The sequence below is a fragment of the Kitasatospora sp. NPDC059462 genome, from assembly GCF_042749955.1.
Lineage (GTDB): Bacteria > Actinomycetota > Actinomycetes > Streptomycetales > Streptomycetaceae > Kitasatospora.
Genome location: NZ_JBHYUU010000007.1, coordinates 47119 through 73998, shown reverse-complemented (window position 1 = coordinate 73998; position 26880 = coordinate 47119). Strand labels below are relative to the sequence as shown.

The 26880-nt window shown below is 71.1% G+C and carries 23 protein-coding genes; 3 read left to right on the top strand and 20 right to left on the bottom strand.

The window, feature by feature from the left end; all coding sequences use genetic code 11:
* Window positions 1–2: 2 nt before the first annotated feature.
* From ACFXAM_RS03750 to ACFXAM_RS03670, 17 genes are all read right to left on the bottom strand, one after another.
* Entirely contained in the window at window positions 3–1343 is a 1341-nt protein-coding gene (locus tag ACFXAM_RS03750; protein ID WP_380287375.1) for an NUDIX domain-containing protein, read from the bottom strand.
* On the bottom strand, window positions 1340–1711 hold the full coding sequence (locus ACFXAM_RS03745) for a glutamate ligase domain-containing protein (RefSeq protein WP_380287374.1): 372 nt from the start codon (window positions 1709–1711) through the stop codon (window positions 1340–1342). The genes ACFXAM_RS03750 and ACFXAM_RS03745 overlap by 4 nt, the downstream gene beginning before the upstream one ends.
* Window positions 1708–2952 carry a methyltransferase, FxLD system gene (gene fxlM, locus ACFXAM_RS03740; protein ID WP_380287373.1) on the bottom strand — a complete coding sequence of 415 codons (1245 nt, stop codon included), beginning with the start codon at window positions 2950–2952 and terminating at the stop codon, window positions 1708–1710. The genes ACFXAM_RS03745 and fxlM overlap by 4 nt, the downstream gene beginning before the upstream one ends.
* The gene (locus tag ACFXAM_RS03735; protein ID WP_380287372.1) at window positions 2949–4907 is read right to left on the bottom strand and encodes an ATP-binding cassette domain-containing protein; all 1959 of its coding nucleotides are present in this window, start codon (window positions 4905–4907) and stop codon (window positions 2949–2951) included. Before ACFXAM_RS03735 ends, fxlM begins: the two co-directional genes overlap by 4 nt.
* Window positions 4904–5230, bottom strand: coding sequence for a MazG-like family protein (locus ACFXAM_RS03730; protein WP_380287371.1), 327 nt, complete (start codon window positions 5228–5230; stop codon window positions 4904–4906). The genes ACFXAM_RS03735 and ACFXAM_RS03730 overlap by 4 nt, the downstream gene beginning before the upstream one ends.
* Window positions 5231–5467: 237 nt before the next feature.
* The gene (locus ACFXAM_RS03725; RefSeq protein WP_380287370.1) at window positions 5468–5956 is read right to left on the bottom strand and encodes an NUDIX domain-containing protein; all 489 of its coding nucleotides are present in this window, start codon (window positions 5954–5956) and stop codon (window positions 5468–5470) included.
* 66 nt (window positions 5957–6022) lie between these two features.
* Complete coding sequence (locus ACFXAM_RS03720) at window positions 6023–6598, bottom strand: AAA family ATPase (RefSeq protein WP_380287369.1); 576 nt, start codon at window positions 6596–6598, stop codon at window positions 6023–6025.
* Entirely contained in the window at window positions 6595–7035 is a 441-nt protein-coding gene (locus ACFXAM_RS03715) for an NUDIX domain-containing protein (protein ID WP_380287368.1), read from the bottom strand. The genes ACFXAM_RS03720 and ACFXAM_RS03715 overlap by 4 nt, the downstream gene beginning before the upstream one ends.
* A 285-nt stretch (window positions 7036–7320) precedes the next feature.
* Window positions 7321–9270: a tetratricopeptide repeat protein gene (locus tag ACFXAM_RS03710; protein WP_380287367.1), complete on the bottom strand. Its 1950-nt coding sequence runs from the start codon at window positions 9268–9270 to the stop codon at window positions 7321–7323.
* Between the two features lie 143 nt (window positions 9271–9413).
* Entirely contained in the window at window positions 9414–11309 is a 1896-nt protein-coding gene (locus ACFXAM_RS03705; protein WP_380287366.1) for a glycoside hydrolase family 15 protein, read from the bottom strand.
* A gap of 31 nt (window positions 11310–11340) precedes the next feature.
* Window positions 11341–11820, bottom strand: a complete 480-nt coding sequence (locus tag ACFXAM_RS03700; protein ID WP_380287365.1) for a hypothetical protein — start codon at window positions 11818–11820, stop codon at window positions 11341–11343.
* A gap of 119 nt (window positions 11821–11939) precedes the next feature.
* A complete protein-coding gene (locus ACFXAM_RS03695) occupies window positions 11940–12185 on the bottom strand; it encodes a hypothetical protein (RefSeq protein WP_380287364.1) in 246 nt (81 codons plus the stop codon).
* Window positions 12182–12700 (bottom strand): LuxR C-terminal-related transcriptional regulator, encoded by a 519-nt coding sequence (locus ACFXAM_RS03690; RefSeq protein ID WP_380287363.1) that lies wholly within the window; start codon window positions 12698–12700, stop codon window positions 12182–12184. The genes ACFXAM_RS03695 and ACFXAM_RS03690 overlap by 4 nt, the downstream gene beginning before the upstream one ends.
* Before the next feature lie 32 nt (window positions 12701–12732).
* Complete coding sequence (locus ACFXAM_RS03685; protein WP_380287362.1) at window positions 12733–14241, bottom strand: glutamate ligase domain-containing protein; 1509 nt, start codon at window positions 14239–14241, stop codon at window positions 12733–12735.
* A gap of 99 nt (window positions 14242–14340) precedes the next feature.
* On the bottom strand, window positions 14341–15777 hold the full coding sequence (locus ACFXAM_RS03680) for a glutamine synthetase family protein (protein WP_380287361.1): 1437 nt from the start codon (window positions 15775–15777) through the stop codon (window positions 14341–14343).
* Window positions 15774–17288, bottom strand: a complete 1515-nt coding sequence (locus ACFXAM_RS03675; protein ID WP_380287360.1) for an amino acid permease — start codon at window positions 17286–17288, stop codon at window positions 15774–15776. Before ACFXAM_RS03675 ends, ACFXAM_RS03680 begins: the two co-directional genes overlap by 4 nt.
* Window positions 17289–17326: 38 nt before the next feature.
* Window positions 17327–18301 carry a hypothetical protein gene (locus ACFXAM_RS03670; protein WP_380287359.1) on the bottom strand — a complete coding sequence of 325 codons (975 nt, stop codon included), beginning with the start codon at window positions 18299–18301 and terminating at the stop codon, window positions 17327–17329.
* Between the two features lie 280 nt (window positions 18302–18581).
* On the opposite strand from ACFXAM_RS03670, the gene ACFXAM_RS03665 reads away from it, so the two are divergent.
* On the top strand, window positions 18582–19904 hold the full coding sequence (locus tag ACFXAM_RS03665; RefSeq protein WP_380287358.1) for a helix-turn-helix domain-containing protein: 1323 nt from the start codon (window positions 18582–18584) through the stop codon (window positions 19902–19904).
* Here ACFXAM_RS03665 and ACFXAM_RS03660 read toward each other — a convergent pair.
* From ACFXAM_RS03660 to ACFXAM_RS03650, 3 genes are all read right to left on the bottom strand, one after another.
* Complete coding sequence (locus tag ACFXAM_RS03660) at window positions 19882–21657, bottom strand: alpha/beta hydrolase family protein (protein ID WP_380287357.1); 1776 nt, start codon at window positions 21655–21657, stop codon at window positions 19882–19884. The two genes, ACFXAM_RS03665 and ACFXAM_RS03660, sit on opposite strands and share 23 nt — an antisense overlap.
* A gap of 151 nt (window positions 21658–21808) precedes the next feature.
* Window positions 21809–22492 carry a RibD family protein gene (locus ACFXAM_RS03655; RefSeq protein WP_380287356.1) on the bottom strand — a complete coding sequence of 228 codons (684 nt, stop codon included), beginning with the start codon at window positions 22490–22492 and terminating at the stop codon, window positions 21809–21811.
* 44 nt (window positions 22493–22536) lie between these two features.
* Window positions 22537–23940 (bottom strand): helix-turn-helix transcriptional regulator, encoded by a 1404-nt coding sequence (locus ACFXAM_RS03650; protein ID WP_380287400.1) that lies wholly within the window; start codon window positions 23938–23940, stop codon window positions 22537–22539.
* A 298-nt stretch (window positions 23941–24238) separates the two neighbouring features.
* Here ACFXAM_RS03650 and ACFXAM_RS03645 point away from each other — a divergent pair, with 298 nt between their 5' ends.
* The gene (locus ACFXAM_RS03645) at window positions 24239–25405 is read left to right on the top strand and encodes a cytochrome P450 (protein WP_380287355.1); all 1167 of its coding nucleotides are present in this window, start codon (window positions 24239–24241) and stop codon (window positions 25403–25405) included.
* 56 nt (window positions 25406–25461) lie between these two features.
* Window positions 25462–26856, top strand: a complete 1395-nt coding sequence (locus ACFXAM_RS03640; protein WP_380287354.1) for a hypothetical protein — start codon at window positions 25462–25464, stop codon at window positions 26854–26856.
* Window positions 26857–26880 lie beyond the last annotated feature (24 nt).

The window sequence follows — 26880 nt, the reverse complement described above, 5'->3', positions numbered from 1 at the left end:
GGTCAGGCTCCGATCAGGTCGAGGTAGTGGGCGACGTACGGCGGGGTCTGGAGCGCGGCGACTTCGGCGAAGGGCACCCAGGCGATGCCCTGGCCTTCGTCGCCGAGCCGGATCGCGTCCTTCGGGCCGGTGTACACCGCGTGCAGGACGCGGGTCATCGCCGAGACGCGCTCGTGGCGGGGGCCGGGCAGCTCCCGGACGTCGGTGATGGTGATCCCGGCTTCCTCGAACACCTCCCGGGTCGCGGTCTCGGACGGCGTCTCATCGTGCTCACGCCACCCGCCGATCGGGGTTCGGAATCCCGGCCAGGCGATGCCCTCCTTCTCGTCCCGGTGGTGCACCAGCAGCTCGCCGTCCGGGGTGGTGACGAACACCACGATGCCCTCGAAGTCCTGGTGCTCCGGGGTCGGACGCTCGATGTAGAGCACCCGGCCGGAGCGGGCGGCGCGCAGCACCTGGAGGTCTTGCCGGTACTCCTTCGGAGTCAGGAAGTGGCGCCAGTTGTAGTCCGTCTCGAAGCGGAACTCGCAGTGCTCGGCCGGGTCGAGGACGATGCGGGCCTGCTGCTCCTCGGTGAGCGTGCCGCCGTCGAAGACCCAGCCGATCGACGGCACGGGACGGACGTGGTCGGCCTGCTGGTGGATGACGGCGATCAGCCGCTGCCGGCCGACCGGGTCCGGGTTCTCCGCGAGCAGGTCGAGGCCGATCTCCTCGCGGGCCTCGCGCAGAGCGGTGTCGAACGGCGACTCGCCGGGCTCGGAGTTCCCGCCGGGCCAGTCCCAGCGTTCGGTGTCCACGGAGTTGCGCATCCCGAGGACGCGGCCCTCGTGGTCGCGCACCAGGAAGCAGGCCCACGTCATCGGCCGGTCGATCGTGGCCAGATACCGGCTGGCGGGCTTCCATCCGGCGGCGAGGCGGTGGGTGAGCCAGCCGATCACCTCGCGGTAGCCGTCGCTGGTCGGCGGTAGCTCGTCCGGGCGGAACCAGCCGAAGGCGTCGTGCTCGGAGAGGGTCACCGCGGTCTCGTCCGGGACGGTGCAGGTGAAGACGAACTGACGGGTCAGGCGGCCTCGGGTGTTGATGAAGTCCAGGGCCCGCACGTACTCGATGTCGGGGCAGTGGATGCCGGTCTCCTCGGCCAGCTCCCGGATCGCACCGTCCCGGGGGTCCTCGCCGTCGTTCAGTCCGCCGGCCGGGTAGTCCCACAGGCCGGGCAGCACGTCGTCCTGCTTGCGGCGCAGCATCAGGACGCGGCCCTGCTGGTCGCGGACGACCGTTCCGGCCGCGACCTTCTGGACGCCCTCGGCCAGGGCCTGTTCGGCGAGCAACTTGTACGAGATCATGCGGTGGTCTCCTCCTTCACACGGTTCCAGTCGCCCCAGGCTGTGACCTGCTGCCCGGCCAGGGTCTCGGCGACCTGCCAGAGCATCCCGGAGCGCGAGCCCTTCACCAGGACGACGTCGCCGGAGCGCACCTCGCTCTGGAGCCAGGCGGCGGCGGTGGCGTTGTCGCGCACGATCGCGACGGTCTCCACGCCCGCCGCACCGGCTGCGAGCGCCAGTTGCTCGGCCAGCGCGCCGCCGACAGCGACGACCAGGTCCACGCCGAGTTCACCTGCCTCCCGTCCGACAGCGCGGTGCCCTTCGACGGCATCTGGTCCGAGTTCGGCCATCTCGCCGAGCACGGCGATCGTCCTGCGCTGCTCGTTCAACGGGGGTCCTCGGTGTTCCAGGTGACGGTCATCGGGGTGGTGGGGCGGGCCAGGACGAAGCGGCCCCGGTCCGGGTCGGCAGACGGCGGCGTCGCCGGGATCGCGATGACGGCGGGGTGGTTGCGGAAGCGGCGGTCCCACAGTGCGGCTTCGGCGGCGAGCTGGGCAGCGAGGTCGGCGCCACCGGGGCCGTAACCATGGAAGTCGAGTTCGAACAGGTCGCCGCCGTCCTCGGTGAGGTGGTAGCCAAGGTGAGCGAGGGAGCCGCCTGCGGTGGTGGCCATCGTCTGGGCGGGCAGGCCCGGAACCGCGTCCCCGGAGGACCGCAGCCACATCGGCGGGTTGGGCAGTCGGCAGGCGAGCCACAGATACAGCTGCTCGAACGACTCCCGGCGGCCGACGAACACCCCGGTAGGCACGGTGGTGTGCCGGGTGTTCAGGACCTCGCTCAGGGCGGCCGGGTCGGTGGCGTGGAGGTTGTCCCGGTTGGGATGGAGGGTGGCTGAGCCGGTGCCGGTCAGGTCGATGGCGCCGGGCCCGGCCGGGGTGGTGCCGGGGTCGCGCAGCGGCATGAAGCCCGCCATCTCGCTGCCGTCGCCGATCCAGCCGCCGTGGCCGTCGCTGGCGAAGGGGACGGTCCGCGACACCGCCCCGGCCAGGCGCACCGGGACGAGGAGACGGCCGGCGGGGTGGAGCTGGTCCAGCCAGGCCCGGGGGACTTCGAAGGCGCCGACGGTGGCGGTGATCCGGTCGAACGGCGCCTCGCTGGGATGGCCGAGCCTGCCGTCGCCGAGGACGACGTCCACACCGCCGATGCCCGCCCGAGCGAGGTTGGCGCGGGCACCGCGAACCAGGTCGTCATCGACGTCGATGGTGACGACCCGTCCGGCCGGTCCAGCCAGGTGGGCCAGCAGGGCCGCGTTGTAGCCGGTGCCAGCGCCGAGTTCCAGGACCCGGTGGCCGGGTTCGACCTGGAGCTGTTCCAGCATCAGGGCCACGATCCGCGGTTGGGACGCCGCGCTGATCGACGTCCCGGCCTCGTCGGTCTTGATGGACACGGTGTCGTCGGCGTAGGCGGTGGCGAGGGGGACGCCGGGGACGAACAGCTCGCGTGGCACGGTGCGCATCGCCGTCTCCACCGCGCTGGTGCGGATCTTCTGGTCAGCGAGCAGTCGATCAGCGAGCTGGTGGCGAAGCTCCTCGGCGGTGCTGGGCCGGGAGGCGGTCTGCTGGTCGCTCACGCGGTCTGCTCCTTGCTGGTCGTCTCAGGGGTGTCGGTCAGTGGCGTCCTCTGCGCTGGCACGCCGCTGCGGTCGTGCTGCAGCGCCCGGAGGTCGGCGAACATGCCTGGCGTGGAGGCGAGTTGGTCGAAGCTGCCTTCCTGGATGACGCGCCCGTGGTCCAGGACGACGATGCGGTGCGCGACCCGGGTGTTCTCCAGGTTGTGGGTGACCAGCACGGTGGCGCGGTCCTTGGCGATGCCGGCCAGGCCGTTGAAGATCCGGTGTTCGGCCCTCGGGTCCATGGCGCTGGTCGGCTCGTCCAGGATGAGCAGGTCGGACTGCCGGTGGAACGCGGCGGCGGTGACCATGCGCTGCCACTGGCCTTCGGACAGGTCGGTGCCGCCCCAGAAGTCCCGCGACACGAGGGTGTCGAGGCCCCGGTCAAGTTCGGCGATCACCTCGTCGGCGCCGGTGGCTGCGGCAGCCTCCATCACCGCGGCGTCGCCCCGGCTGGTGGGCTGGCCGAGCGTGATGTTCTGCCTGGCGGTGAGCGGCCAGTGAGAGAAGTCCTGCTGGACGAACGCGGTGTGCCCCCACAGCAGGTCCGGGTCCATGTCGCGGGTGTCGCGCCCGTCCCACGTCACCGCGCCGTCTGCGGGCAGCGTCAGGCCGCACAGCAGCCGCATCAGGGTGGACTTCGCGGCACCGTTCACCCCGACCACGGCGACGATCTCGCCGCGCCTGACGCGGAAGTCCACGCCGCGCAGGGCCTGCTTGTCGGAGCCGGGGTAGGCGTAGGTGACGCCCCGGGCCTCGATCACGGCGGTCTCCTCCGGCGGGGCCTGGGTGCCGCGGTTTCGGCGCTGGGCGCAGGCCAGCTCGATGAAGCGCGACCAGTCGCCGACCCACAAGCCGGTGCGGTGGACGGCAGCCGCGTAGCTCGCCGCATTGCGCAGGCTCGCCGAGGCCGCCCGCAGGGCGATGACGGCGGTTCCGGCGGAGGCGAGGGAGACGCGGCCGGTGGCCAGGAGCCAGGCCAGCCCACCCCACACCAGAGCGGCGCCGATGCCGGACACCACCGACCCGTACAGGTTCAGGCGGGCGGAGCGGCCGGCGGCCTCGTCGGTGGTGGCGCTGATCTTCTTCACCGCGCGGGCGTGGTGGCGCAGCAGGAATGGGACGAAGGTGTTGGAGCGGACCTCGGCGGCCGAGCGGCGGTCGCACAGGTACCAGCGCAGGACGGCCGCGGCGCGCAGCGGTCCGTAGATGGCGAGCATCGCGCGGTGCAGGGAGGTCGCGGCGGCCGTGCGGGCCAGCGCCTGGGGCAGGACGGCCAGGACGAGCAGGGGCAGCAGCAGGGGGTGGATCGTGGCGATCACCACTGCGGCGGCGGCCAGCGAGGCGACGTGGGTGATCAGGTCGCGGACCTGGGAGACAAGGTCGCGGGTGGAGACCGCGCCCCGGTCCCCGGCGTCCCAGGCGGCGTGGAACTTCGGGTCGTCGTAGGCGGCCAGCTCGGCGCGCGTCGCGGCCTCGATCAGCTCCATCTCGGCCAGGCGGTTGATCTTGGGGCCGAGCCGATCGGACACCCAGCCGCCGACGATGTCCAGCAGCGAGCCGGTCGCGGCCATCGCGGCCAGCACGATGATCGAGGGCAGGGAGTCGGACAGGCGCTGGCTGATCGAACCGGTGCCGGCCAGCAGGTGGGTGATCATGCCGGTGGTGGCCAGCAGGCCAAAGGCGCTCGCCGTCGAGGCGACGACCGCGCACACCAGCATGATCGTGAGGGAGCCCGGGTCGGCCTGGCGGCCGAGGCGCAGCGCGAGGAGGACCAGGCGGGGCAGGGCGCGGGCGGTGGCCAGCACGCTGGCCTTGCGGCCGGAGATGAGTTCGGCGTCGCTCTCGGGCGGCCGGTACTCCATCATCTCGGCCTCGTCCTCGGCCGTGAAGTCGAGCTGCTGCGTGGTGCTCAAGCGGTGCCCTCCCAGCCCTCGGCCTTGGTGCGGATGGTGCGCAGGTGCTTGGTGAGGAACCATTCGGGGTCGCCCCCGAGCATGCAGAGCGTGACGAGCGCGGTGAGGGCGGTATCGCACGCCTCGGCGCGCACGTGGTCCCAGGTGTGGGAGTGGCCCTTGTTCGGATTGAGTCCGAGCGCTCCGATGACGGCCTGGGCGAGTTCGCCGGCCTCCTCCTGGACCTTGAGCCCTTGCAGCATCCGGAGCTTTTCGGGATCGTCCTTGAAGCGCGAATTCAGCTTATTAGCAACCAAGTTGGCGACTTGCAACAGCTCTTCCATGGGGGTTGATCCTGCTCCCTGTTCGATTTCGCATCCAAGCGCCGGGAGGTTCCCGGCGGTTCTTGGCGAGCCCGGGTCGAAGACCCCGAAGACCACGTTTTCGATTCGGGCCGGGCCGCTCACCACAGGTCGGGTCCTCCTGCGGCTGGGGGTGGCCGGGCAGGCCGGGCAGGGCCGACCTGGCCGGCACCATGCCGGGCGGGCGCACTCGCCCGGCATGGTGCCGAAGGGCGCCGGTCACGTCTCGACGAGCTGCCGTTGTCCGGAGGCGGGATCGAATCCGTGGGTGGAGAACGCGGGGCCGCCGGCCAGGTACGCCTCCACCGCGGCCTTGGAGGTCGGGAACATCGGGCTTGGCAGGACGGCGGCGGCGGGGTGCCAGCGCACCTCCAGGTGCTTGTCCGGCTCGACGTTGACCAGCTCGCCTGTGAACTCGCTGGTGGCGAACACGAACAGCACGAAGCCGCCGAGCCCGTCCCAACCCTCCTTGGCCTGGATGGTGTGCACCAGGCGCAGGTCGGACGGCTTGGCGATGAGCCCGGCTTCCTCACGCAGTTCCCGGGCGGCGGCGTCGGGGATCTCCTCCCCGGGGTCGACCTTTCCACCCGGGATTGTCCACGCGGGGCCCGGGGTCCAACTGCGCTGGGCGTAGTGGACGGTGGCGATCCGGTCGGTGTTCAGGTCGTGGGCGATGACGCCGACCGACAGCCTGCTCGTCTCGTGCATCAGGGGTGCTCCTGGTTGGAGTGGGAGGGGGGCAGTGGCGCCGACACGGCAGTCGGGCGACTGCTTCTAGGTGTCGCGCGGGGACAACTCCGAGAGCGCGGTATCGCGCATGATGCGCTCGACCGTGTCGTGGAGGGTGCTGTCGCTGCCGATGACGGTCTCGATCCCGCCGGGAAGGACGTCGTGCTTGCGGTACCAGTCGCGCAGTTCACGCTCGGTGACGGCCGTCAGGTACTCGCGATCGGCCTTCGAGGCGTGACGGACCAGCGTCTCGTCGATGGGGATGTCGAGGTAGTAGCAGCGGGTGACGCCTCGGTGGTCGCCCACCAGGCGCGTGAGCATCTCGCCGTAGTGATCGGCGTACAGGATGCCCTCGATGACGACGTGGTAGCCGGCGCCCAGCGCGTACCGTGCCACGGTGTCGATCAGGCCGATGTTCGCGCCGCCGGGCCGGTCCCGCTCGCGCAGCACGATGCGGCGCAGGTTGTCCTGCGCGACCACGGCCAGGCCCCGGCCGAACCGGCCCCGGATGCCCGCCGCCACCGACGACTTGCCCGAGGCCGAGTTTCCGCGGACGACCACGAGCCGGGTCTCCGTGCTCCCCGCAGGCGCCCCGGCCACCGGGTGGCTCGTGGTGCTCACGCCGGCCATCCGACGACGGACAGCGGGCGGCCGGCGGTGATCTGCGCGAGCGCGTCGGCGGTGTAGCCGACGATCGGCTCCGGAAGCCTGTCCAGCGGCCAGAAGCGAAGGGCGGTGCACTTGTCCGGTTCGCGGTTGGTGATCTTGCCGGTGTACGAGCGCGGGGTGAAGAACAGCTGGAGGCGTCCGGCGCCGTCGTCGGCGTCGAGGTGGTGGAGGGTGTGGACCAGGTTGAGGTCCTCCTCCCGGATGGTGATGCCGAGTTCCTCCTCGGCCTCGCGGGCCATGCCGGCCAGGACGGACTCTTCCGCTTCGAGGTGGCCGGCCGGGGCGTGCCAGTGCCCTTCGGCGTAGGTGGTGTTGGCGCGCTGTCCGAGCAGCACCCGGCCGTTCTCGATCAGGACCAGGTGCACTCCGACACCAACGGTGTGCGGCACGACGTCTCCTTCCCAGAGGGTGGGGGAACCGGCGCGGGGGAGCGCGGCCGGTTCAGGGCATGGCAAAGCTGCGATCAAACTGGTGATCGTTTGTCGTACGTGAGTGCGTGGGCAGGTGTCCCACCGTAGGCGGCCCGGCGGGGCCGCGTCGGCGTGTCGCGGCAGAAGCCACACGATCCGGTGAACGGCCCCAACTCGTCATACTGGTGCGGTGGTTGCGGGTCGAACAGGGCAGTGTGCCACGGGGTACTGACAATCGCGCCGTGCTCGGCGGGAGGCGGGCGTTCACGTCTGCGCCAGGGCGGTGATCCGGCTCCGGAGGCGCTCGGTGTCGCGGGTGCTTCCGAGGTTTTCGTACTGCCGGAGGCTCGCGGTGTACCAGTCGCAGGCGGCGTCCGGAAGGCCGGAGCGTTCGGCGGCCTGCCCGAGGAATTCGGTGGCGTAGGCCGTCCAGTGGAGGTGGCCGAAGTCCGTGAACTCCCGGTGGGCCTCGCTGATGGTGGTGACGGCGAGGCCGTACTCGCCGGCCAGGGACTGCGCCTCGCCGAGGAAGACCTTCGTCCGGGCCACGTTCAGCGGGTCGGGCGGGGTGAGCGAGCCGAGGTCGGCGATGGCCTGCCGCAGCAGCGGGATGCCGAGGTCGGTGTTGCCCTGGCGGGCGGCGGCGGAGCCGAGGAGGGTCTTGGCGAGGCCGGCACCGCGGCGGTCGCCGAGGTCGGCGTAGAGCTCGGTGGCGCGGGTGAGTTCGGGTTCGGCGGCGGCGTACTGCCCGGTTTCGTAGAGCGTGGCGCCGATTCCGGCGGTGCACTGGGCGATGCCGTGGGGGTCGTGGTCCTCGATTGCGAGGTCGAGGGCTTCTCGGTAGAACCGGCGGGCTTCCTCGTGCTCGCCGACGCGCTTGTGTGAGATGGCCAGGGTGGTGGTCATCTCCCGGATGGCCATGCGGTGGCCCCAGATCCGGGCGGAGGCCAGGCCCAGCTCGTGGAAGGCGATGCTCAGGTCCGTGCGCCGCAGGCGGTGGAACAGGGGCCACAGGTCGTGGACCAGGACGACCAGGGCCTGGTGCTCGCCGAGTTCACGGGCAGCGGCGAGGGCCGACGGGATGGTGGGGGCGATGGCCTCCAGCCAGTCGAGCGCGGGGCGGTCGTCGGTGATACGCACCGGTTCGGCGGGATGGTGGCGGTGCTGGCGCGGCAGGACGCGGTGATGCGGGGTGAGGCGTTGGACGGTCTCCTGGGCGGTGGCGATCAGGTAGTCGAGGCAGCGCTGCACGATGAGCAGGCGTGTGTCGTCCGCGCTTCGGAAGAGCTCCCGGACGCCGGGACGGATGCGGTAGACCTCGCCGCGCACAGGCTGGTGGCCGGCGTGCTCCAGCAGGTGCCGGGCTGCGAGTTCTTCGAGCAACTGCCGGGTGTGGGCGGCGGGGGTGGCGGTGGCAGCGGCCACCGTGAGGGGGTCGAAGTCGGGTGCGGGGATCAAGGTGGCGAGCCGGAGAAGGCGTGCTTCGCTGTCGGGCAGCGCCGCGCAGGCGACGGCGATGGTCATCGGAACACTGTCCAGTTCGGGCGCGGCGGTGAGCACCGGGTGGGAGGCGAGCGGGCGATCCGGGGTGAGGACGGCTTCGCCGGCGGCCAAGCCCAGGGCCAGCGGCATACCGTCGCAGGCCCGAGCGAGGGCCTCGGCGGCGTCCGGCTCCGCCCGCACCCGGTCCTCGCCGAGGATGCGGCCGAGCAGCTGGACGGCGTGAGTGGGTGCGAGCGGGCCGAGGTGGTGGTGGTGCGCGCCACGGGCGGCAAGCGCGGGAATCGGCGAGCAACTGGTGACGACCACCAGGCAGTCGGGCTCCGCCGGCACCAGCGGCACCACCTGCTCGGCGCAGGCCGCGTCCTCCAGCAGCACGAGCAGCCGCCGCCCGGCGGTCTCGCTGCGCCACATCCCGAGCAGGTCCTGCTCAGCCCAGGGAAGGGGGACGTGTTCGCCCAGCCCGAGCGAGCGCAGCAGCGACCGTACGGTCTCGGCGGTCGAGGCCGGAACGCCGGGCGTGGCGGTGCTCAACCGAGCCACCAGCTGCCCGTCCGGGTAGCGGGCTGCATTCCGGTGCCCCCACTTCGCGGCGAGGGAGCGCTTGCCGACTCCTTCCGGGCCGGTGACCACGACGACGGGCGCTGTCTCGACGACTGCGCGGCCGAGGACGCCGTCCAGCGCGCGCAGCACCTCCTCCCTGTCGGTGAACACGGGTGGAACTGAGGCGAGTTGTCGCGGCACCGGTCGCGGCGCCGGGCCCGGATGAAGGTGCACACCGCCGGTGATGCTGGCGGCCTGGACAGCTACATTCACCTTCGACCCGGTGACGGTGTTGCGGACCTCGCTGTCGCCCACTACGCCACCACGGCGGCGGGAAGCGCCTGGTCGACGACGGCGCGCGGCCCGGGCAGCGCCGGGCGCCGGGGTTGCGGCCGACTGGCCAGGCGGACGGCCGCGTCCGCCAGGCTCCAGTGGGAGAACCCCTGCGGGTAGTTCCCGAGCTGCCGCCGGGCGAGGGGGTCGTACTCCTCGGCGAGGAGCCCGAGATCGCTGCGCAGGCCGAGCAGCCAGTCGAACAGCTCGCGGGCTTCGGCGTGCCGGCCGATGGCAGCAAGACTCTCGGCCAGCCAGAACGAGCAGGCGAGGAAGGCGCCCTCGTGGCCGGCGAGCCCGTCCACGTTGCCGCCAGCATCCTCGCGGGTGGCGTAGCGCAGCACCAGCCCGTGCTCGGTGAGTTCGCGCTGGATGGCTTCGACGGTGCGGATGACGCGCTTGTCGTCCGGCGGCAGGAAGCCGACCAGGGGCAGGAGCAGCAGGGAGGCGTCGAGGGCCCGGCTGCCGTAGGACTGGGTGAAGGTGCCGGTCTCGGAGTTGAAGCCGCGCGTGCAGACGTCGGTGTGGATCTCCTCGCGCAGACGGGCGAGGCGGACGAGGACGGCAGGGTCGGTGGCGCTCCGGCGTTCCAGCAGCCGCAGAGTCCGGTCCACGGCGACCCAGCACATGACCTTGGAGTGGGTGAAGTGCCGTGCCGGGCCGCGGATTTCCCAGATGCCCTCGTCCGGCTCGCGCCAGCGCTGATCCAGCTGTTCGGCAAGCGCCAGGAGTAGGGCATCGCACTGCGGGGACGGGGGGAGGCCGGCGTCCTCGGCGAGCAGCAGGGTGTCGGCGAGTTCGCCGTAGACGTCGAGCTGGAGCTGGCCGGCGGCTCCGTTGCCGATGCGCACCGGCCGGGAGCCGTCGTAGCCGGAAAGGTGGTCCAGGACCTCCTCGTCGAGGTCGGCGTCGCCGTTGACGCGGTAGATCGGCTGGAGGTGCTCGGGGTTGACGGTGTCGACCAGCCAGTTGCGCCACTGGCGGGCCTCCTCGAGGAAGCCGAGTCGCAGCAGTGCGGCGATGGTCAGCGCGCTGTCGCGCAGCCAGACGTACCGGTAGTCCCAGTTCCGTTCGCCGCCGAGTTGCTCGGGCAGGGAGGTGGTGGGCGCGGCGACGACACCTCCGCCCGGGTGGCAGAGTGCCTTGAGGGTGAGGGCGGAGCGCACCACGGCCTCGCGATAGGGGCCGCGGTAGGTGCAGCCGGCTGCCCATTGCTCCCAGAACTCCGCGGTGGCGTCGAGCTCGGAGAAGGCGTCGGGCGGCTCGGGCGCGGGACGGTGAGAGGGAGCCCAAGTGAGGGTGAGTACGACGATCTGACCGGCGTGGACGGTGAAGTCGGCCCGGCACACGCCCCGCCCGTTGGCGGTGTGCTGGGGGCCGTCGAGCCAGTACGAGTCCGGGTGGGCGGCCACCCACAGCCGCGAGGCTCCGCGGGTGATCCGCTCGATGTGCGGCCTGGTGGCGCCGTAGTTGGGGCGGGGGCGGAAGACGCTGGCGACGCGGACCGCGCCGCTGACGCCTTCGACGATCCGGAAGATCCTCGGCTCCGCGTGGTCGCTGACGGTGGGCGCCGGCATGAAGTCGGTGACCGCGACCGTACCGGTGGGCGTGTCCCACTCCTGGCGCAGGACCAGGGAGTTGCCCGCGTAGTGGCGGCGGTCGGCCTCGGGGGGCGGCGCGCCGTTGTAGACGGCCGGGCCGACGCGCCACAGGCCGTGGTCGGCGGCGCCGAGCAGCGAGGCGAACACCGCCGGCGAGTCGAAGCCGGGCAGGCAGGCCCAGTTGATGGAGCCGTCCGGCCGGAGCAGGGCGGCGGACGCGGTGTTGCCGAGGAGGGCGTGGTCCTCGATCCAGGAAGGGGTGGTGAGGGTGTGCATGGGGTCCTGACATGGGCGGGTGGGTGGGTGGTCAGCGAGGTGCGGGGGCAGGGGTCGCGAGCGCGGCGAGGGCGGCGGCGACGGTGTCGGCGAGCGTGTCGGCTACCGGCAGCCACGGCATGAGGTTGGCGAGTAGCACGCGGTTGGCGCGCTGGACGGGGTCGGCCGGGTCGCAGCCGACGACCACCGTCCCGCCGTACGGGGAGAACAGGCCGGCCTCGTAGCAGTCGTGCACGCGCACGTGGCCGATCGGGTTCCAGAACAGGACGACGTCGGTGCGCCGGATGTTGCGGTCCTGCCAGCCGAACGGCTGCCACGCGAGGTAGGGGTCGGTGGCCGGGTTGCGTGACGGTCGGGGGTTGAGCACTGTGCCGTCGAAGCCGGCGGTCGTGAACAGATGGACCGCCTCACTTTGCCAGTCCGGGCAGCCAACGGTTGCCCCAGCGAGGAACACCGCCGGGCGGCCGTCCCGCTCGTACGGCTGCGGTGCCTCGACGTATCGAAGGTTCACCGGGCGCCGCCGGAGGGAGTGGGTCCGTGGAGGACGGTGAGGATGATCATCTGTTCTCTAAGGTCGAAGGGGTGCGGCCCTGGCCCGAACGGCCGCCATGGGTTACTGCGGGTGTGCTTTCAGCCGGACCGGCGGCGGTCGCTCGGACGATCCGGGTCTTTCGGGGGCGGCGCGCGGTGGCTCACCAAGCGGTCGGCCACGCCGAGGGTGCACAGGGCGACGACGGCGAAGGTGCCCAGATAGAGCGGCTGCCTGAAGGCGGCGCGGTGATCCAGCAGATAGATGGCGCCGCCTCCGACCAGAACGCCGAGCAGGAAGCAGAGCGCAGCGAGCCCGATGCGCCCGATGCCTCGGTGAGCGCTCACGGGGCCACCGCCTGCGGCTCTGCGGTGGGAACGAGCGGGCCGGCCGGCCAGGCGGGGTCGATGCTGTTCAGCCAGACCAGCTGGGCGAGGACGCCGACGACGACGGCCTGCGGCTGGGAGTCGACGTTCAACTGGCTGAGCAGGCTCTTGGCGTAGGTGCGCATCGTGCTCGGCGCGATGCCGACGTCGGCGGTCAGCTCGGGCGTGCTGCGCCCGCCCGCCCAGCCGCGCAGGATCTGCAACAACCGCGGAGCCAGCTGGGGGTTGATGGTCAGCGCTCCGCTGGGGTGCACCGGCTGGGTGACGATCCGGTGGGCGGTGGCCCAGGCGGCGAGGTGCAGCACGGTGCGGGTGCCAGTGGTGACGAGCAGCGCCTCGATCGCGCTGCGGACGTCGGCCGGTTGCAGCCTCGTGTCGGGGTCGGCGGCGATCTGGTCGTGACTGGCGCCGGCGGCGACCAGGACGATCAGCCGGCGCTCGGAGGCGGTGAGGGCGGGCAAGGGGCCGATGGCCACGGCGTCGTCTCCAGCGGGATGGTGCGGGCGGGTCACAGCTGCTGCGGGATCGGCATGGCGGGGGCAGCGAGGTGGAACAGCAGCCTCGGACCGAGCCGCTCGGCCTGGCCGGTGCCGACGACCAGGACGAGGTCGCCCTCGGCGGTCATCTCGAAGATCCGCTGCTCCGGGGCGGGTTCGCCCTGCCCGAGGCGGATGAGGTGGACCGTGCCCTGACCGAGCTTGTGAAGAGCGGCCTGCTCGACGGCCTCCAGCGGGTCGGGCCCGGGGGCCTCGGTCAGCGGGGTGCTGACCGGCAGCAGCACCGCGTGATCGGCGTCGCCGAGGGCGGCGCCGATTTCGGCGGCGTGCGCGCTGGTGCGGGCGATGCCGTCCGGTTCCAGGACGACGACCACCGAGCCCTCGGTGAGCATCCTGGCGGCCGTGACATCCTGCTCGATCTCGCGCGGGTGCCGGGCACGGGAGTCCACGACGGTGACGCCAGCCTGAGTGCCGAGCACAGCCAGCGACCGCTCAGCCCCGCGGAAGCCGCCGGCGCGCTGAGTGACGGCCTGCGGGTCCTCCCCGACGACGAGGGCGGTGGCGATGGCTGCGCACACCGCCAGGGCGTGGTGACGGCCGACGACCGGCACGGTGAACTGGTGCCGCTCACCCCGGTGGTGGAGGGTCAGGAGGTACTCGGTGCCGAGCCAGCGGGGCGGGAGGACCCACACGTCGGCGCTCTCCTCCAGGCCGACCGTGACCACGGCGGGGCCGGGACGGTCGCTGAGGCGCTCGTGCACGATCTTGGCTCCCTTGTCCCACAGCGGCAGCACCACCGTGGCGGAGGCGCGGGCGAGGGCGGTGGCGGCGTCCAGAGCCTCGATGGTGTCCGTGAAGTGCGGGGCGTTCATCGCGGCGGCGGTGATCAGCGTCACGGCCGGGGTCGCCCTGCGGACGGGCTGCGGGCCGTGCGGGAGGCGGCTCCAGGAGGCGGCCTCGTGCGTGCCGGCGTCCGGGCCCAGGTCCACGACCAGGCGCTGGCCGTGGATGCCCTGTCCGGGAACGCCGCCCTGGGTCGCAGCGGTGAGAACCCAGGACGTGCGGCCGTCGTCGAGGACCGCGGCCAGGGCCGCTGCCGCGGTGGCGGTTTCGTGGCTGCCGTAGACGGCCACCAGCGGTTCGCCATGTTCCCCGGTCAGCGCGGTGAGCGCGAGCGCGCGCGTGAGCACCGGCAGCCCCAGGAACTGGGCCTGGTCGAGTTCCGGGAGCGGGTCCGTCGTCGCGCCGGACCACACCACGGCGCTTCGGTCGGCCTGGACGTGGTCGGCGTCGAAGCCTACGGCGACCTTCACGCCGGCCGTGCGAAGCCGGGTGGCGGCCGGGCTGTCCTGCTCGGCGTGGGTGATGCTCGCGGTGACGTCGAGCTGGCGCGTGGCCAGCCACAGTGCAAGGCCCTCCATGCCGGGTGCGGTGGCGTCGACGAGGTGGGCTCGGGTCAGCAGATCGGCTCCGGCGGGTCGCGGGCCCGTACGAGTTGGGGGGCGGGTGGTGGTGTCCATAGGAAGGGCTTCCTCAGCGGGGTCGGGGACAGAGAGGTGGGGGTTGGAACCGGGCCGGTCGCGGGTCTCGGGGGTTTGGCGCCGCGACCGGCCCGGGGCTCATGCCTGGGTGAGACCGCGCTCCAGCTCGACGTCGCTCACGGCGGCGGCGTGGTGGTCCAGGTCCAGGCGTGCGACGGCGGCCAGGTGGGCGACGACGTGCTCGTCGAGCAGCTCGCCGGCCAGCGGGCTGGTCTCGAACGCGGAAACGGCCTCGGCCAGTGACAGCGGTACGGGCTCGGCCTCGCGGTCCAGGTAGGCGTCGCCGCGGGTGGCGGCAGGGGGCTTGAGTCCGGACTCGATGCCGTGCCGGATCCCCGCCAGGACCGCCGCCGACGCCAGGTAGGGGTTGGCATCGGCACCGGGCAACCGCACCTCCAACCGCAGGCTGCGGCCGTGACCGACCACCCGAACCGCACACGACCTGTTGTCCCGTCCCCAGCTGAGGCGAGTCGGGGCGAAGGAGTGGTCCCGCAGGCGCTTGTAGCTGTTCACGTACGGCGCCCACAGCGGGCCGAGGGCGGGAAACGCCGTCAGGAGTCCGGCCACTGCCTGCTCGCCCAGCTCCGACAGGCCGCTGCCGAACTCGGGGCCGGCCAGCAGGACCGGCTGGTCGTCGACGTCGTGCAGCGAGACGTGCAGGTGCATGCCGCTGCCGACCCCGCCCGGCAGGGCCGCCATGAACGACGCCGTCATGCCCTGCTCGTCCGCGACCGACTTCGCGGCGTGCTTGAACAGCACGTGCTGCTCGCACGCCGCCGTCACCGGCCCGTAGGGAAAGGTGACTTCGACCTGGCCCGGCGCGCCCTCGCTTTTCACGGCCTCGACGGGAAGGCCGGCGCCGGCGAGGACCTGCCGCAGACGCCTGCTGAACTCCCGCACCGGCAGCGGCTGGTCGAGGGCGTAGTCGCGGTTGCCCCAGACAGCGGGGCGAAGTCCGCGGAAGCCGGCCGCCGACGCGTCCCGGGCGGTGCCCTCGAAGAGGACGAACTCCGTCTCCACCCCCACCTTCGCCGTCAGCCCGAGACCGGCCAGGCGCTGCTCCTGCTCGTCGAGCACGGTGCTCGGGGCGAGAGGGTGCGGCAGGCCCACGCTGATCGGCTCCGCGAGCACCAGGGCGGTGGACGGCAGCCAGGGCAGGACGCGGGCGTGCCGGGTGTCGGGCAGCAACGCGACATCCCCGAACCCGGACTCCCACGAGAACGACCCGCTGCGCGCGGCCGTCATCCCCAAGTCGGTACCGAACACGTAGCCGCACATCTCCGGCGAGAGCCCACCCGAGCGCAGCCGCTGCACCAGCGAGGCCGCATCGACCTCCTTGCCCTTGAGGCGGCCCTGAACGTCGACGGCAGCGAGCAGCACCGTCGTGATGCCGAAGGCGTCCACCAGCTGGTGCAGCGGCCCGGTGGGCGAGGCCGGCGCCAGCGAGTTGCCGGCGGCGCGGTACCGGGTGGCCCGCATCGTGGCCGTACGGCCCGGGCGTCGGCGGCTGGTCACACGACCTCCTTGGTCAGCTCGACCAGCTCGGCCGACTGCTGGACCGGCGGCGCGTAGGCGCGCCCGGCCTTGAGCCACCACGCCCAGGCCAGCAGCAGCACCACCCCGAGCGCCACGGGGGCGTAGTTGAAGGTGTCGACCGTCACCGGCGAGGACTGCGGCAGGCACACCAGCACGCTCACCACGGCCACCCAGCCGACCGCGATCCACCCGATCACCGGACCCCGGCGACCCAGGTTCCACGGGCCGGGCTTGAACCGGCGGCCCTTGCGCAGCCGGAGGTAGATCGGCACCGCGTACGCCGGCGTCATTCCCACCACGTTGACCGCGGTCACCGCGCCGTACGCGGTCGCGCTGTACAAGGACGGCAGCGCGAGCACCAGCGCGGCCCCGAGCGACAGCCACACCCCAGCCACCGGGGTGCCGGTGCGCTCGGAGACCCGGCTCCACAGAGCCGAGCCGGGGAGCGCGCCGTCGCGGGAGAACGCGAACACCATCCTCGAGGCCGCCGCCGTCTCCGCGTTGCCGCAGAACACCTGTGCCACGATCACCACGGCCAGGAGCGCCTTCGCCCCGGTCGTTCCGAGCGCGTCGATGAAGATCTGCGCGGGCGGCACGCCGGTGGGCGAGTTGAGGACGCCGTCGTAGTCCTGGACGGCGAACAGCATGCCGGCCAGCAGGACGGCGCCGGCGATCCAGCTCACCCAGATCGAGCGGACGATCCCGCGGGGCGCCGACAGTGACGCCTTGGTGGTCTCCTCGCTCATGTGCGCGGAGGCGTCGTAGCCCGAGAAGGTGTACTGGGCGAGCAGCAACCCGACCGCGCTCACGTAGATCGGGTTGCTCCAACCGGTGTTGTTGACGAAGTGCCCGACCACCCAGCTGACGCCCTGGTGCTGGGCGGGCACGAGCGCGAGCGCCCCGACGATCAGCACGACGCCGCCGATGTGCCACCACACCGAGATGCCGTTGAGCACCGACACCAGCCGCACGCCCCGCAGGTTCAGCACCGCGTGGAGCAGCAGGATCGCGGCGAAGATCCCGAACAGCCCGGCAGGCGTCGGCGAGTACCCGAACTGCATGTTGAGGAACGCGCCGACGAAGGATGCGGCGCCGTAGTCGATGCCGCAGATGCCGCCGACCAGGCCGAGCAGGTTGAGCCAGCCGGTCATCCAGCCCCACCGGGGGCCGCCGAGCTGGTGGGCCATGAAGTACAGCGCCCCGCTGGTCGGGTAGGCCGAGGTCACCTCGGCGAGGGCCAGGCCGACGAACATGACCAGGCCGCCGACGCCGATCCAGCCCCAGATGATCACCGCCGGTCCGCCGGTGTTCAGACCGAACGCGAGCATCGTCATGCAGCCGGACAGGATGCTGATGACCGAGAAGGAGCTGGCAAAGTTGCCGAACTCGCCCATCCTGCGGCGCAGTTTGGGCTGGTAGCCGAGCTGGAGGAGGCGTTCCTCGTCGGTCGGTGGTGCGGCCTGGGCGGGGGACATCGGGACAACCTCCATGCGGAAAGTCGGGTGATGGGAACGGGAGTGGCCGGGGCTCAGGCCAAGGCGGTCGCTCGGCCGGCAAGAGCCTGGTCCCGGGCGGTCAGCAGCAGGGCTTCCGCCTGGCCCGGGGAGTCGGCGACATGGGCCCACGGCGCCTTGGACGCGAACTGGCCCAGCGCGCTGAACACCTGGACGGCGGCGCCCATCTGGGCGGACGCCCACAGAGCGTGGGCGAGATGGCTGAGGTCGACGACCGGCCACGACCCCGGCACCGCCACGGACCAGCTCTCGAACGCGCGCCGAGCACGGGAGAAGTGGGGCTCCCGAAGCCACTGCCGGAGCACCACCGCGGTGCGCCTCGGCTCGGTGCGGTACTGGTCGACCGACAGGTACAGCGGCAAAACCGCCAGTGGTGATCCGGCCGGAGCCTTCGACATGGCGAGGTGAACGAAGTCGGAAGCCGCCGGCCGGTAGACCCGGAGCCAGTAGCGGAGCATGCGGTGGTGGGCCTCCCGGTTGCCCGGATCGCGCGTGAGCGCCTCGTCGAGCAGCCCCCACGGGCCGCGCGGCAGCATCGGGTCCGACGAGCGATTCTGGTGCTCGGGTCGGCTCTTGGCGCGGTCCAGTGCCGCCAAGGCGAGCAAGCACACCCACGGAACAGGGTCCGAGCACGCCGCCTCGGCGGCGGCTTGGCACGACTCGCGGGCCTCCTGCTCCAAGGGCTCGGCCTTCGGCGAGCCGGCCTCGGCTGCGGCCAGGGCGTGCTCGACCATCACCCTGGTGCGCAGGATGGCGAGCCCGGGGTCGTCCGGCTCCTCGCGCCCCCAGTCGGTGAGCACCGTCGACCGGGCCGCGACCAGCGCCAGCACCTGCGTACGAGAGGTCCGCAGGCCGACATCCTGGGTCGAGGCCAGAAGCCGCTGCGTCGACAGCCAGCGTCCGGCCTGCAGGTCGTCCACCGCGGTCCGGAGCGCCTCGTCGAACCCGGCAGGGTGGTACACCGGCCGGGCCGGACGTGAGGTGTTCATGGTGGCCGAATACTCCCTCTCTTGCGCGTGGCAGATTGGTCGGTCCCGAAAGCGGGGGCGGCAGATCGAACCGTGGTCAACCGGGTTTCACGCAGCTGCGAATGGGCGCAGGTCAGGGCTGGGCTGATGTCTGGATGCCCGACCTCCGGTGGCGATTGATACAGAAGCAGTACGAAGCGCCCGAGAACAGAGCAGACTTGACGCACTGATGACGCATTGCTGCGGCAAAGTGCCTGCTGAGCTGGACCTTTGGCGCGTAGACGAAGTTTGGAATTCAGCCATGGTGGTCAAGAAGCGCACCGCACTTGCCCTGCAGCGAATGGCAGCGGGCCACTCGCAGGAGACACTTGCCGCCGCGATGGACGTCGAGCGAACCACCGTGGCGCGCTGGGAACGGGGCAAGGCCGAGCCGCGGCCCTGGCAACGCCCCAAGCTCGCGAAGTTGCTGAACATCGGGGCCGTGGAACTCGACAGGCTGCTGCGGCTAACCTGCGAGCAGACGGCAGTGGAGTCCTTGCCCGCACCCACGGGCCAGGCAGCGCTCCAAGCAGGACCCAATCGCCTGCCGAACGGTGATGCTGTACAACTCGCCGAGGTGGATACGCTGGTTGGCGACTGGGCCGCAGCAAACTCGGCCGGCCATGGGATCGGGGACACGCCGTGGGTCACTGAAGAGGAGGTCGGTGTCGCCGAGGGCATGCTCGGGATGTTTCGCCAGCTCGACCACACGCACGGCGCCCGCCACTATGCCCGACAGGTCCGCGACTACATCGACACCGAACTCGCCGCGATGCTCCGCCGCCCTGCCGCCGATGACGAGGTCGCCCGCAACCGGGCCAGGCTCACCGCCGGATTCTGCGAACTCGCCGGATACCAAGCCGTCGATACCGGAAGCCCAGGCCACGCTCAGGCGTACTACCAGCGCGCCCTGGCCCTCACCACCGCCACCAACGACCAGGCGTACGGCTCCTACCTGGTCGCCGTGAATCTCGGACACCTCGCCTTGCACTGCGGCCAGCCGGAAGTCGCCCTGCGCTGGGCCTCCTCAGCCCGCGCCGCGGCCGGCACCGCGGCCAGCCCCGCCACCCGGGCAGCCATCACCGCCGTTCTCGCCCGCGCGAACGCGCGCATGCAACGCGAAGCAGAGGCGACCCAGCTGATCCGGCAGGCCGAGGAACTGCTCGACACCGCCGATGGGGACGAACCGGCCTGGATCCGGTACTTCACCCACGCCTACCTCGCCGACGAAATCGCACACTCCCTCCACGACCTCGGCCGCGCACCGGCTGCAAGAACCCAACTGGCTGACGCCCTCCAAGGAGTCGGCAAGGACAAGGTCCGCCGGCTCGCCATCGACGCCGCCCTGCTCGCCTCCACCTGGCTGCGCACCGGAGACCTCGACCAGGCGTGCGCGGTCGGCCGGGAAGCCGTCACGTACGCTGCCAGAACCGGCTCCGGCCGGTGTATCGACCGTGTGGCCGGCGTTCTCGCCGATCTCCAGGCCCACGCCGACTACGCGCCCGTGCGTAACCTGCGAGAGTTCACACGGGCGGTGCTGCCCGAGGCCGACCGCGTCGCGATCACCCTGTCCCGCGGCGCATGATGCGCTGGTAGAAACCGAGTTCGGCGCCGAGGGCCTGCTGCCGTGACGCGGGATCCGACAGGTAGTGGTCACCACCTGTAAGGAACACGCTCTCGTGGTTTCGGTCCCGAGCGGACAGGACGCTGGCAAAGCGCCTCGCGTCGTCAGCCGAGGTGATCGTGTCGGCGGTGCCGTGGATCACCAGAACAGGAACCCGGACATGGTCGGGTACCGCCGCACCGGCAGGCCCGCGCAGTACCGCGGCATGCGGACGCTGGAAGGGCGGCACGGACCTCTCCCACCGGGCCGGGTCGATGATCGCCGACGTGGCCGTCGCCGCGCTGAAAGGACCTGGGCGGCATGCGGCCTGGAGCGCGGTGTACCCACCGGCACTGGCACCGCTGATGAACAGGGCTCCGCGCAGAGCAACACCGGCCGCGAGGAGATGCTCGCCGACAGCGGCGCAGTCATCGACGTCGTACTCACCCCAATGGCCGTGCAACGACTGCCGGAAGGCCCGTCCCTGTCCAGTGCTGCCCCGGTACAGAACTTCGGCGACCGCAAAGCCGTGACTGATGAAGAACTGCGTCGTCCAGTCCAGTCGCAGGGGGACATCATCGGTCGGCCCGGGATGAGCCCGGACGATCAGCGGCACCGCCCCGGTGTCGTCCGGACGGTGGAGCAGGAAGCGCAGCGGCCCGTTGATCGTCTCCACGGTCTCCACCGAGGGCGGTGAAACCGTCCAGGGTGATGGGGACGACGGCTCTGGTACCACCAGGCGGGCACGATCGTTCGATCCGGTCGTGGGGTCGACCGACCAGATCGAGGGTGAACTGGTTGGGGTGGAACCAATCACCGCCACCGCGGTTTCCGTGGCGGCGACATAGGGCTTTATCGAGGTGAGGTTCGAAGCTATCCGGCGTTGGTCAGGCCCATTGACGAGCAGCAGTTCGGTGGCGATCCCGTCCGTTGTGGTCAGCACGATCTCACCGCGCGGCGTGAAGCCGTACGACTGGTACCCGCCCTCCCACGGCGCAGGGGCGCAGTCCGCGTCGATCGAGGCGATGGCCTCCACCACGCCGCTCCACCGGTACAGGTTCCACCAACCCGTTCGGTCGGACATGAAGTGCAGTCGGCCGTCCGCCCCCCACGATGGCTGCGTCACGGACTCCTGCCCATCGCCGGCGATGACCACGCCCGGCTCTACGGCGTCATGTCGGACGGTTGTCAGCAACAGCCGGGAGCTGTCCCACGGCATCTGATCGCGGCCCCACTCCAAGTAGGCCAGCGTGCCCGGCGCAAGCCGCGGGCTGGCTAGGAAGCCCGAGGAGCGGACCAAGACCTCGACGTGCCCCGTCCTGGATACGGAAACGATCTCGTCGGCTGCCTCGCCACCGCGGACCGCCAGCGGAAGTCCGTCCCAGGACAGCGCGAGATCCCCGTACTGCACCTGATCGTCGCCGGTCGCGACGCACACCGGAGTTCCGCCAGTAGGAAGGTGGAAGAGGGAGCCGTCGTCGATGAACCACACGCCGCCCGGTGCTGCCACGAAACTACCGCCGCCGTAGGCGTGAAGCTGACCACCGACCGAGAACTCCGGCGAAGTTACCGGCAGGGTTGAGCCGGCGAAACTGCGCATGAGTCGCCGGCGTCCACCATGGTCGGGATCGGACTGCAGCCACCACAGTGCGCCCTGCGCGAAGCAGAGTTCGTCATAAGTCACCACGGTCTGGGCCACCCACGCGGGCGCCAGCCCGGTGCCGTCCTCGGTCATGCGGTGCAGTCCTCCTGGCATCGCTGCTGGCCTGCCCGTAGGCTACCCGTCGGCCGGGGTTCGGACGAACCTGCAGACCACAGCGGTGCCTGCGCTCAATGAGTGCTCCGGGGCTGGACAGCATGTGGTGGCATCGGGCTGGCGACCTGGATCAGCTGGCCTCGGTTTTGGGCGCGTATCGCAGCACCACCACGTCGCCGAGCTGCTCCGACCCGAGAAGCTTCATCCGCCGGCCGCTGCCACCCGGGTAGTCGGCCGGGTGGAGGAAGCGGGGTGCTGCGGCGTCGCCGACGAGCAGCGGAGCGATGGCGAGGTGGATTTCGTCTGCCAGCCCCTGGGAGAGGAACTGGGTGTGGATCTGCCCGCCGCCCTCGACCATGAGGCGCTCGACGCCGCGGGTGGCAAGGTCGTCGAGCAGCGTGCCGAAGTCGACGGTGGGGCCGGTGCTGACGACGTCGGCCAGGCCGTCGAGGGTGTCGCGGAGCTTTGGTGCTGCAGCGTCGGTGGTGTAGACGACCTTCTGGTCGCCGAAGTGCCAGAACTTGAGGTCGCGGCTCAGGTCGCCGCTGGCGGAGATGGTCACCTTGAGCGGGTACTCGGTCTTGCCGGCCGCGATCCGGTCAGCCCGGCGCTTCTCGCTGTTCACGAGCAGGCGGGGGTTGTCGCTGCGGAGGGTGTTGCCGCCGATGAGGATGGCGTCGGATTCGGCCCGGACCTGGTCGACGCGATCGAAGTCCTCGGCGTTCGACAGCAGAAGACGCTCGGGCGAGGCGTCGTCGATGTGGCCGTCGACGGAGGTGGCGACGCTCAGCAGGACGAAGGGGCGGGAGGGCATCGTGAGGTCCGTTCTCTCAGGTAAGCGGCATCGGTCTGTGGTGATCACACTTCATGGAGCAGGAGGCTGTCGAGTGCCTGCTGGAACTGCACAACCTCGGGCACTCCCCGCCAACCTCGCAGCAGCGCGTCCAGATTGGCCAACTCGTTGAAGATCCTGGCCGATCCGGTGGTCGCCGCGATCGACAGCGCCGTGCAGGCGGTGACGGCTGCCTGCTCCGGCCCGTCGATGGACAGCTGGGCGATGGCGGAGCGGGCGAGGTAGACACCGCGATCACGACGGTAGGTTGCGGGCAGGGATCGGATCGCCTTCTCGAAGCCGGCTACCGCATCGCGGTGGCGTCCCAGTGACGACAACGACCGGGCGCGCTGGGCCTCGACGTACGCCTCGTTCAGCCAGCGGCCACGGCCGACCGGTGCCTCGGGTGGGCGGGTGAGCAATGAGAGTGCCTGGTCGAAGGTGTGTTGGGCCGTCCGCTCGTCGCCGAGCAGGGCGTGGCCATGAGCCTCGTAGACCGCGCCCATGGCGCTCAGTCGGCTTCTCGAGCCGGCCAGGCGCTGGGCGGAGGCGGCGAGGTCGATGGCCTCGATCGAGTCCTGCATGTCACCGGCGAGCTGGGACTTCCGGGCCATGATGTAGGCGGTCAGGTCCTGGTCTCCGGAGGCGCTTGCCCAGTCGACGGCGCGGTCCGCCCAGTACTGGGCGGCCCGGTGGTCGCCGCTGTCGTGGTACAGCCAGCTGCAGAACTCGGCGTACTCGGCTTGCACTTGCAGCAGGTCGTGCCGGTCCCGGCCGGACGTCTCGCGGCGAAGGCGCTGGATGAGGCGAACGTGCTCCTGCGCCGTGGAGACGACCTCGCGAGGCCCGAGGACGTTGTCACACTCCACCAGTGATCTGCGCAGGGACCTCATGTTCTCGACCGGGTGGATATCTGGCGAGAGGACGGACGGGGTTGCCTGAACATCGGGTGCCGCGAGACCCGACAGCGCTGTGACACCCGCAGCAGCGGTGACGCCCCGCAGCAGGGCTCTACGCGGCATGGTCACGAAGATGATCCTCCCATCTGCCGTCCGGCAGCCGACCCGGACGCCGCCGTCCATGAGCGCCATCGACGCGGCGCCAACTGTGTGCCCATCGAGGTTAGGCACGTTCCATTCCGGCGTCGTGACACGCTGTACCTCTCCACCGGACAGCGAGGCTCCATGCGCCGACGTCGTGCTGTCGGCCAGTACATCCTGCTCGAGAGGCGACAGCAGGGTGGCGAGTTCGCTCGTGTTAACCCCTAGCACTCTGGCGAGCTTCGCCATCTGCCACGGGCGTGGGAGGGCGGAACCGCGTTCCCACCGGCCGACCGTCGTCCGGTCGACCCCCATCGCGGTCGCCAGGGATTCCTGCGTGAACCCCGCGCTCGCGCGTTGCGCGATGAACCGGTCGCGCCTAGCCCCCATAACCCACCCCCTGCCGCGCCAGGACTCTGTCGGCTGCAGAAGTTGCCAGGTCAGACGCGGGTTTGCCACATGAATGCCTCATCGATGCATCAATTCTGCTCTGTTCAACGCTCGTTCGCAGCGATTCCCTGAGGTCTCGCTGGAGGCATGGCTGCCGGCGGCCCGCCCCGGCACCTCGAGAGGAGGTCTGCGATGTCCTACGACCACTGATCTTGATCGTCGGGCTGGGGCGGGGACCACAGCGGCCCCGGCCCGACGTCAGCAGCTACGGAACGCTCTGGAGCCGCGAGGAGAGTTGATGCCGTCCCTGACGATGTACAACCCGCTAGACCCGGCGACGTTGGAGAACCCCTACCCGGTGCTCGCCGCACTGCGCGAAGCAACGCCGGTGTTCTGGCATGAGGGCATGCGGTCGTGGACGCTGACCCGCTACACGGACTGCGTCGCTGTGCTGCGCGACCACCAGCGTTTCGCCCGCGACCGGCGCCGCACGGGCGCCGTGGTGCCGGAGCCGAGCCTGAGCGTGCAGTCGCTGGATCCGCCCGACCAGGCTCCGGTGCGATCGCTGTTCATGAACGCGCTGCGCGCCCAGGATCTGGAAGCGATCGAAGACCGTGGCCGCCGCCTTTTGGCCGCGCGCTTCGAAGAGCTCACGGGCCAGGGCCCCTTTGACGTGATGGTCGAGATCGCGGCGCCACTCGCGCTCGCCGTCATCTCGGATCTCCTCGGAGTCGAGCAGCCTGACCTCCATTCCTTCGCCGAGATCTCCGACCGGATCATGCGAAGCATGGACGCGGGCCTCGATCCGGCTCTCGCCGAGCCAGGCCGAATTGCACGGCAGCAGCTGACCGCCCTGGTGGAGTCCTGGTTCACCGTCAGCAGCCGACCCGGGCTGCTGGCCCACGTCCGTCAGCACGCCGATCCGGCCGGCGGCGCCAACCTCGACCTGTTCGTCCGCAACACCGCCCGGGTCATGTTCCAAGGCGGCTACAGCACCATGGTTGCCGCGCTCGGCAACGCCGTGCACACCCTCCTGCGGTACCCCGACGCCCTGGAACGGATGGCGGACCCCAACCTGCTGCGCGGCGGAGTGGACGAGCTGGTCCGGTTCGACGGACCGGTGCAGGGCACCAGCAGGATCGCCACCGAGGACTGCGAGGTAGGCGGCACCGCAGTGCGGGCGGGCGAGACCGTACTGGCGCTGTTCGCCGCCGCGAACCACGACCCGGAGCAGTTCCCCAGGCCAGCTCAGCTGGTGCTGGACCGTGCGTCCAACCGGCACCTCGGCTTCGGCTGGGGCACCCACTCCTGCATCGGCACCGTACCCGCCCAGGCCGCGCTGCGCGTCCTGGTGCAAGCCCTCCTCGACCGCCCGGCCCGCCTGCACGCAGCGGGAGCACCGGTGCGACGCCGCACCGCGACGATGCGCGTCTTCGACCGGTTCCCGGTCGTCTTCGACGCGTGATCCCTCCCAATCCGCCTGGCGGCAGCCGCGCGTCCCTCGTGATCTGGAGTGCCCTGATGAGAATCCTGATCGGCAACCACATCGACCCCACCATCCGCGACCGCGGTGACCTGCGAGCCTGGACCCAGCGCCTGCTGTGGTTCGCCCAGAACGGCGACCTGATCGTGCTCTGCGATGCGCCCGACCCGGAGTTCCTCGCCTACGTCACCACGCTGACCGGTGCGGACCCGGCGAGCCTGCACGTGCTCATCACTCCGCCCGGACGCTTCGGTGGCTGCCTGCTCGACCCCGATGCTCTGACCAGCCCTCAGTTCCTCGACGCGGCACGCGAGGCGCTCGCCGCCTCCGGCAGTCGGCACGTGGAGGAGGTGTTCGCGCTGTGGCCGTCCGCTTCCGTGGCCCGCTTCGCCGCCGCCCTCGGCCTGGGCGATCGTTTCCCCGGTGCCGCGTTCTTCGCCCAGAGCGGTGGAGAACTCGGCAACAACAAGGCCGTCTTCCGGGCGCTCGCCGCCGGGGCCGGCGTGCCGATCGCCCCCGGCGCGGTGTGTCGCAGTGTGAGCGAAGCGATCGACGCGACCTACACCCTGCTCAGCAGCGCCGGGGCGGTCGTGGTCAAGCAGGCCCACAACGGAGCCGGCGTTGGCAACCAGCTCCTGGTCCGCGACCCGATGCTGGCCGTGGACCACGTCGGCGCCCGCCACCTCCACCGTCTCGGCCCCGGGCCGGACGCGATCGATGCGTACTGGCAGGAGCGATGGGGCTGGGCGAGTGGCGAGGGCCACTTCCCTGTCGTCGTCGAGGAGTTCACACCCAACGCGACCTCCCTCTACTCCGAGCACTACGCCGCTGACACCGGCACCCGTCCTACCGAGATGGGCACCCTGCTGTACGTCGGCCGGCGACTGAGCCACCAGATCGTCCCCCTGCGCGACGTGGACGACAAGGTCCGCGCCCAGCTCCTGGACGGCGGAACCCGCCTGGCCGAGACCTGGCGGGCGCTCGGCTACCGCGGTCACCTCAGTGCCGACGCGATCGCCACCCCGGACGGCCGCGTGCTGTTCACCGAGGTCAACGCGCAAGTCTCCGGCTCCCTGCACATCTACCAGGTCATCGCCCACCGCATCGTCGACACAGCCGCCCTGCCCGAGCGATCCGTCGTCGAGTACCACATCCCCCCGACCTGGTCCGTCCCCGACGCCGACACCTTCTTCGCGGCCCTCACCGAACTCGGCTGCGACTGGGATGCCGACAGCCGCACCGGCGTCATCGTCTCGATGCCGATCGTCCCGCTCCAGCCGGGCCTCGCGCAGTTCGTGTTCTGCCTCGCCTATGCCACCGAAGCCGACCGCCAGGCGGTCTGGGAACGCCTGGACGCCCGCTTCGCGACGGTGCCCACGAGCGCCTACAGCGCCAGCGACCACGTCGGTATCCCCGCGCACTTCGCGTCCTGACCACCGCTGCCACCCGGAAGGGGT

Excerpts from the sequence above, each read along its gene's own strand:
- ACFXAM_RS03750 (WP_380287375.1), bottom strand. The coding sequence starts at position 1,343 with ATGATCTCGTACAAGTTGCTCGCCGAACAGGCCCTGGCCGAGGGCGTC.
- ACFXAM_RS03730 (WP_380287371.1), bottom strand. The coding sequence starts at position 5,230 with ATGGAAGAGCTGTTGCAAGTCGCCAACTTGGTTGCTAATAAGCTGAAT.
- ACFXAM_RS03725 (WP_380287370.1), bottom strand. The coding sequence starts at position 5,956 with ATGCACGAGACGAGCAGGCTGTCGGTCGGCGTCATCGCCCACGACCTG.
- ACFXAM_RS03705 (WP_380287366.1), bottom strand. The coding sequence starts at position 11,309 with ATGCACACCCTCACCACCCCTTCCTGGATCGAGGACCACGCCCTCCTC.
- ACFXAM_RS03685 (WP_380287362.1), bottom strand. The coding sequence starts at position 14,241 with ATGGACACCACCACCCGCCCCCCAACTCGTACGGGCCCGCGACCCGCC.
- ACFXAM_RS03675 (WP_380287360.1), bottom strand. The coding sequence starts at position 17,288 with ATGGAGGTTGTCCCGATGTCCCCCGCCCAGGCCGCACCACCGACCGAC.
- ACFXAM_RS03670 (WP_380287359.1), bottom strand. The coding sequence starts at position 18,301 with ATGAACACCTCACGTCCGGCCCGGCCGGTGTACCACCCTGCCGGGTTC.
- ACFXAM_RS03665 (WP_380287358.1), top strand. The coding sequence starts at position 18,582 with ATGGTGGTCAAGAAGCGCACCGCACTTGCCCTGCAGCGAATGGCAGCG.
- ACFXAM_RS03660 (WP_380287357.1), bottom strand. The coding sequence starts at position 21,657 with ATGACCGAGGACGGCACCGGGCTGGCGCCCGCGTGGGTGGCCCAGACC.
- ACFXAM_RS03655 (WP_380287356.1), bottom strand. The coding sequence starts at position 22,492 with ATGCCCTCCCGCCCCTTCGTCCTGCTGAGCGTCGCCACCTCCGTCGAC.
- ACFXAM_RS03650 (WP_380287400.1), bottom strand. The coding sequence starts at position 23,940 with ATGGGGGCTAGGCGCGACCGGTTCATCGCGCAACGCGCGAGCGCGGGG.
- ACFXAM_RS03645 (WP_380287355.1), top strand. The coding sequence starts at position 24,239 with ATGCCGTCCCTGACGATGTACAACCCGCTAGACCCGGCGACGTTGGAG.
- ACFXAM_RS03640 (WP_380287354.1), top strand. The coding sequence starts at position 25,462 with ATGAGAATCCTGATCGGCAACCACATCGACCCCACCATCCGCGACCGC.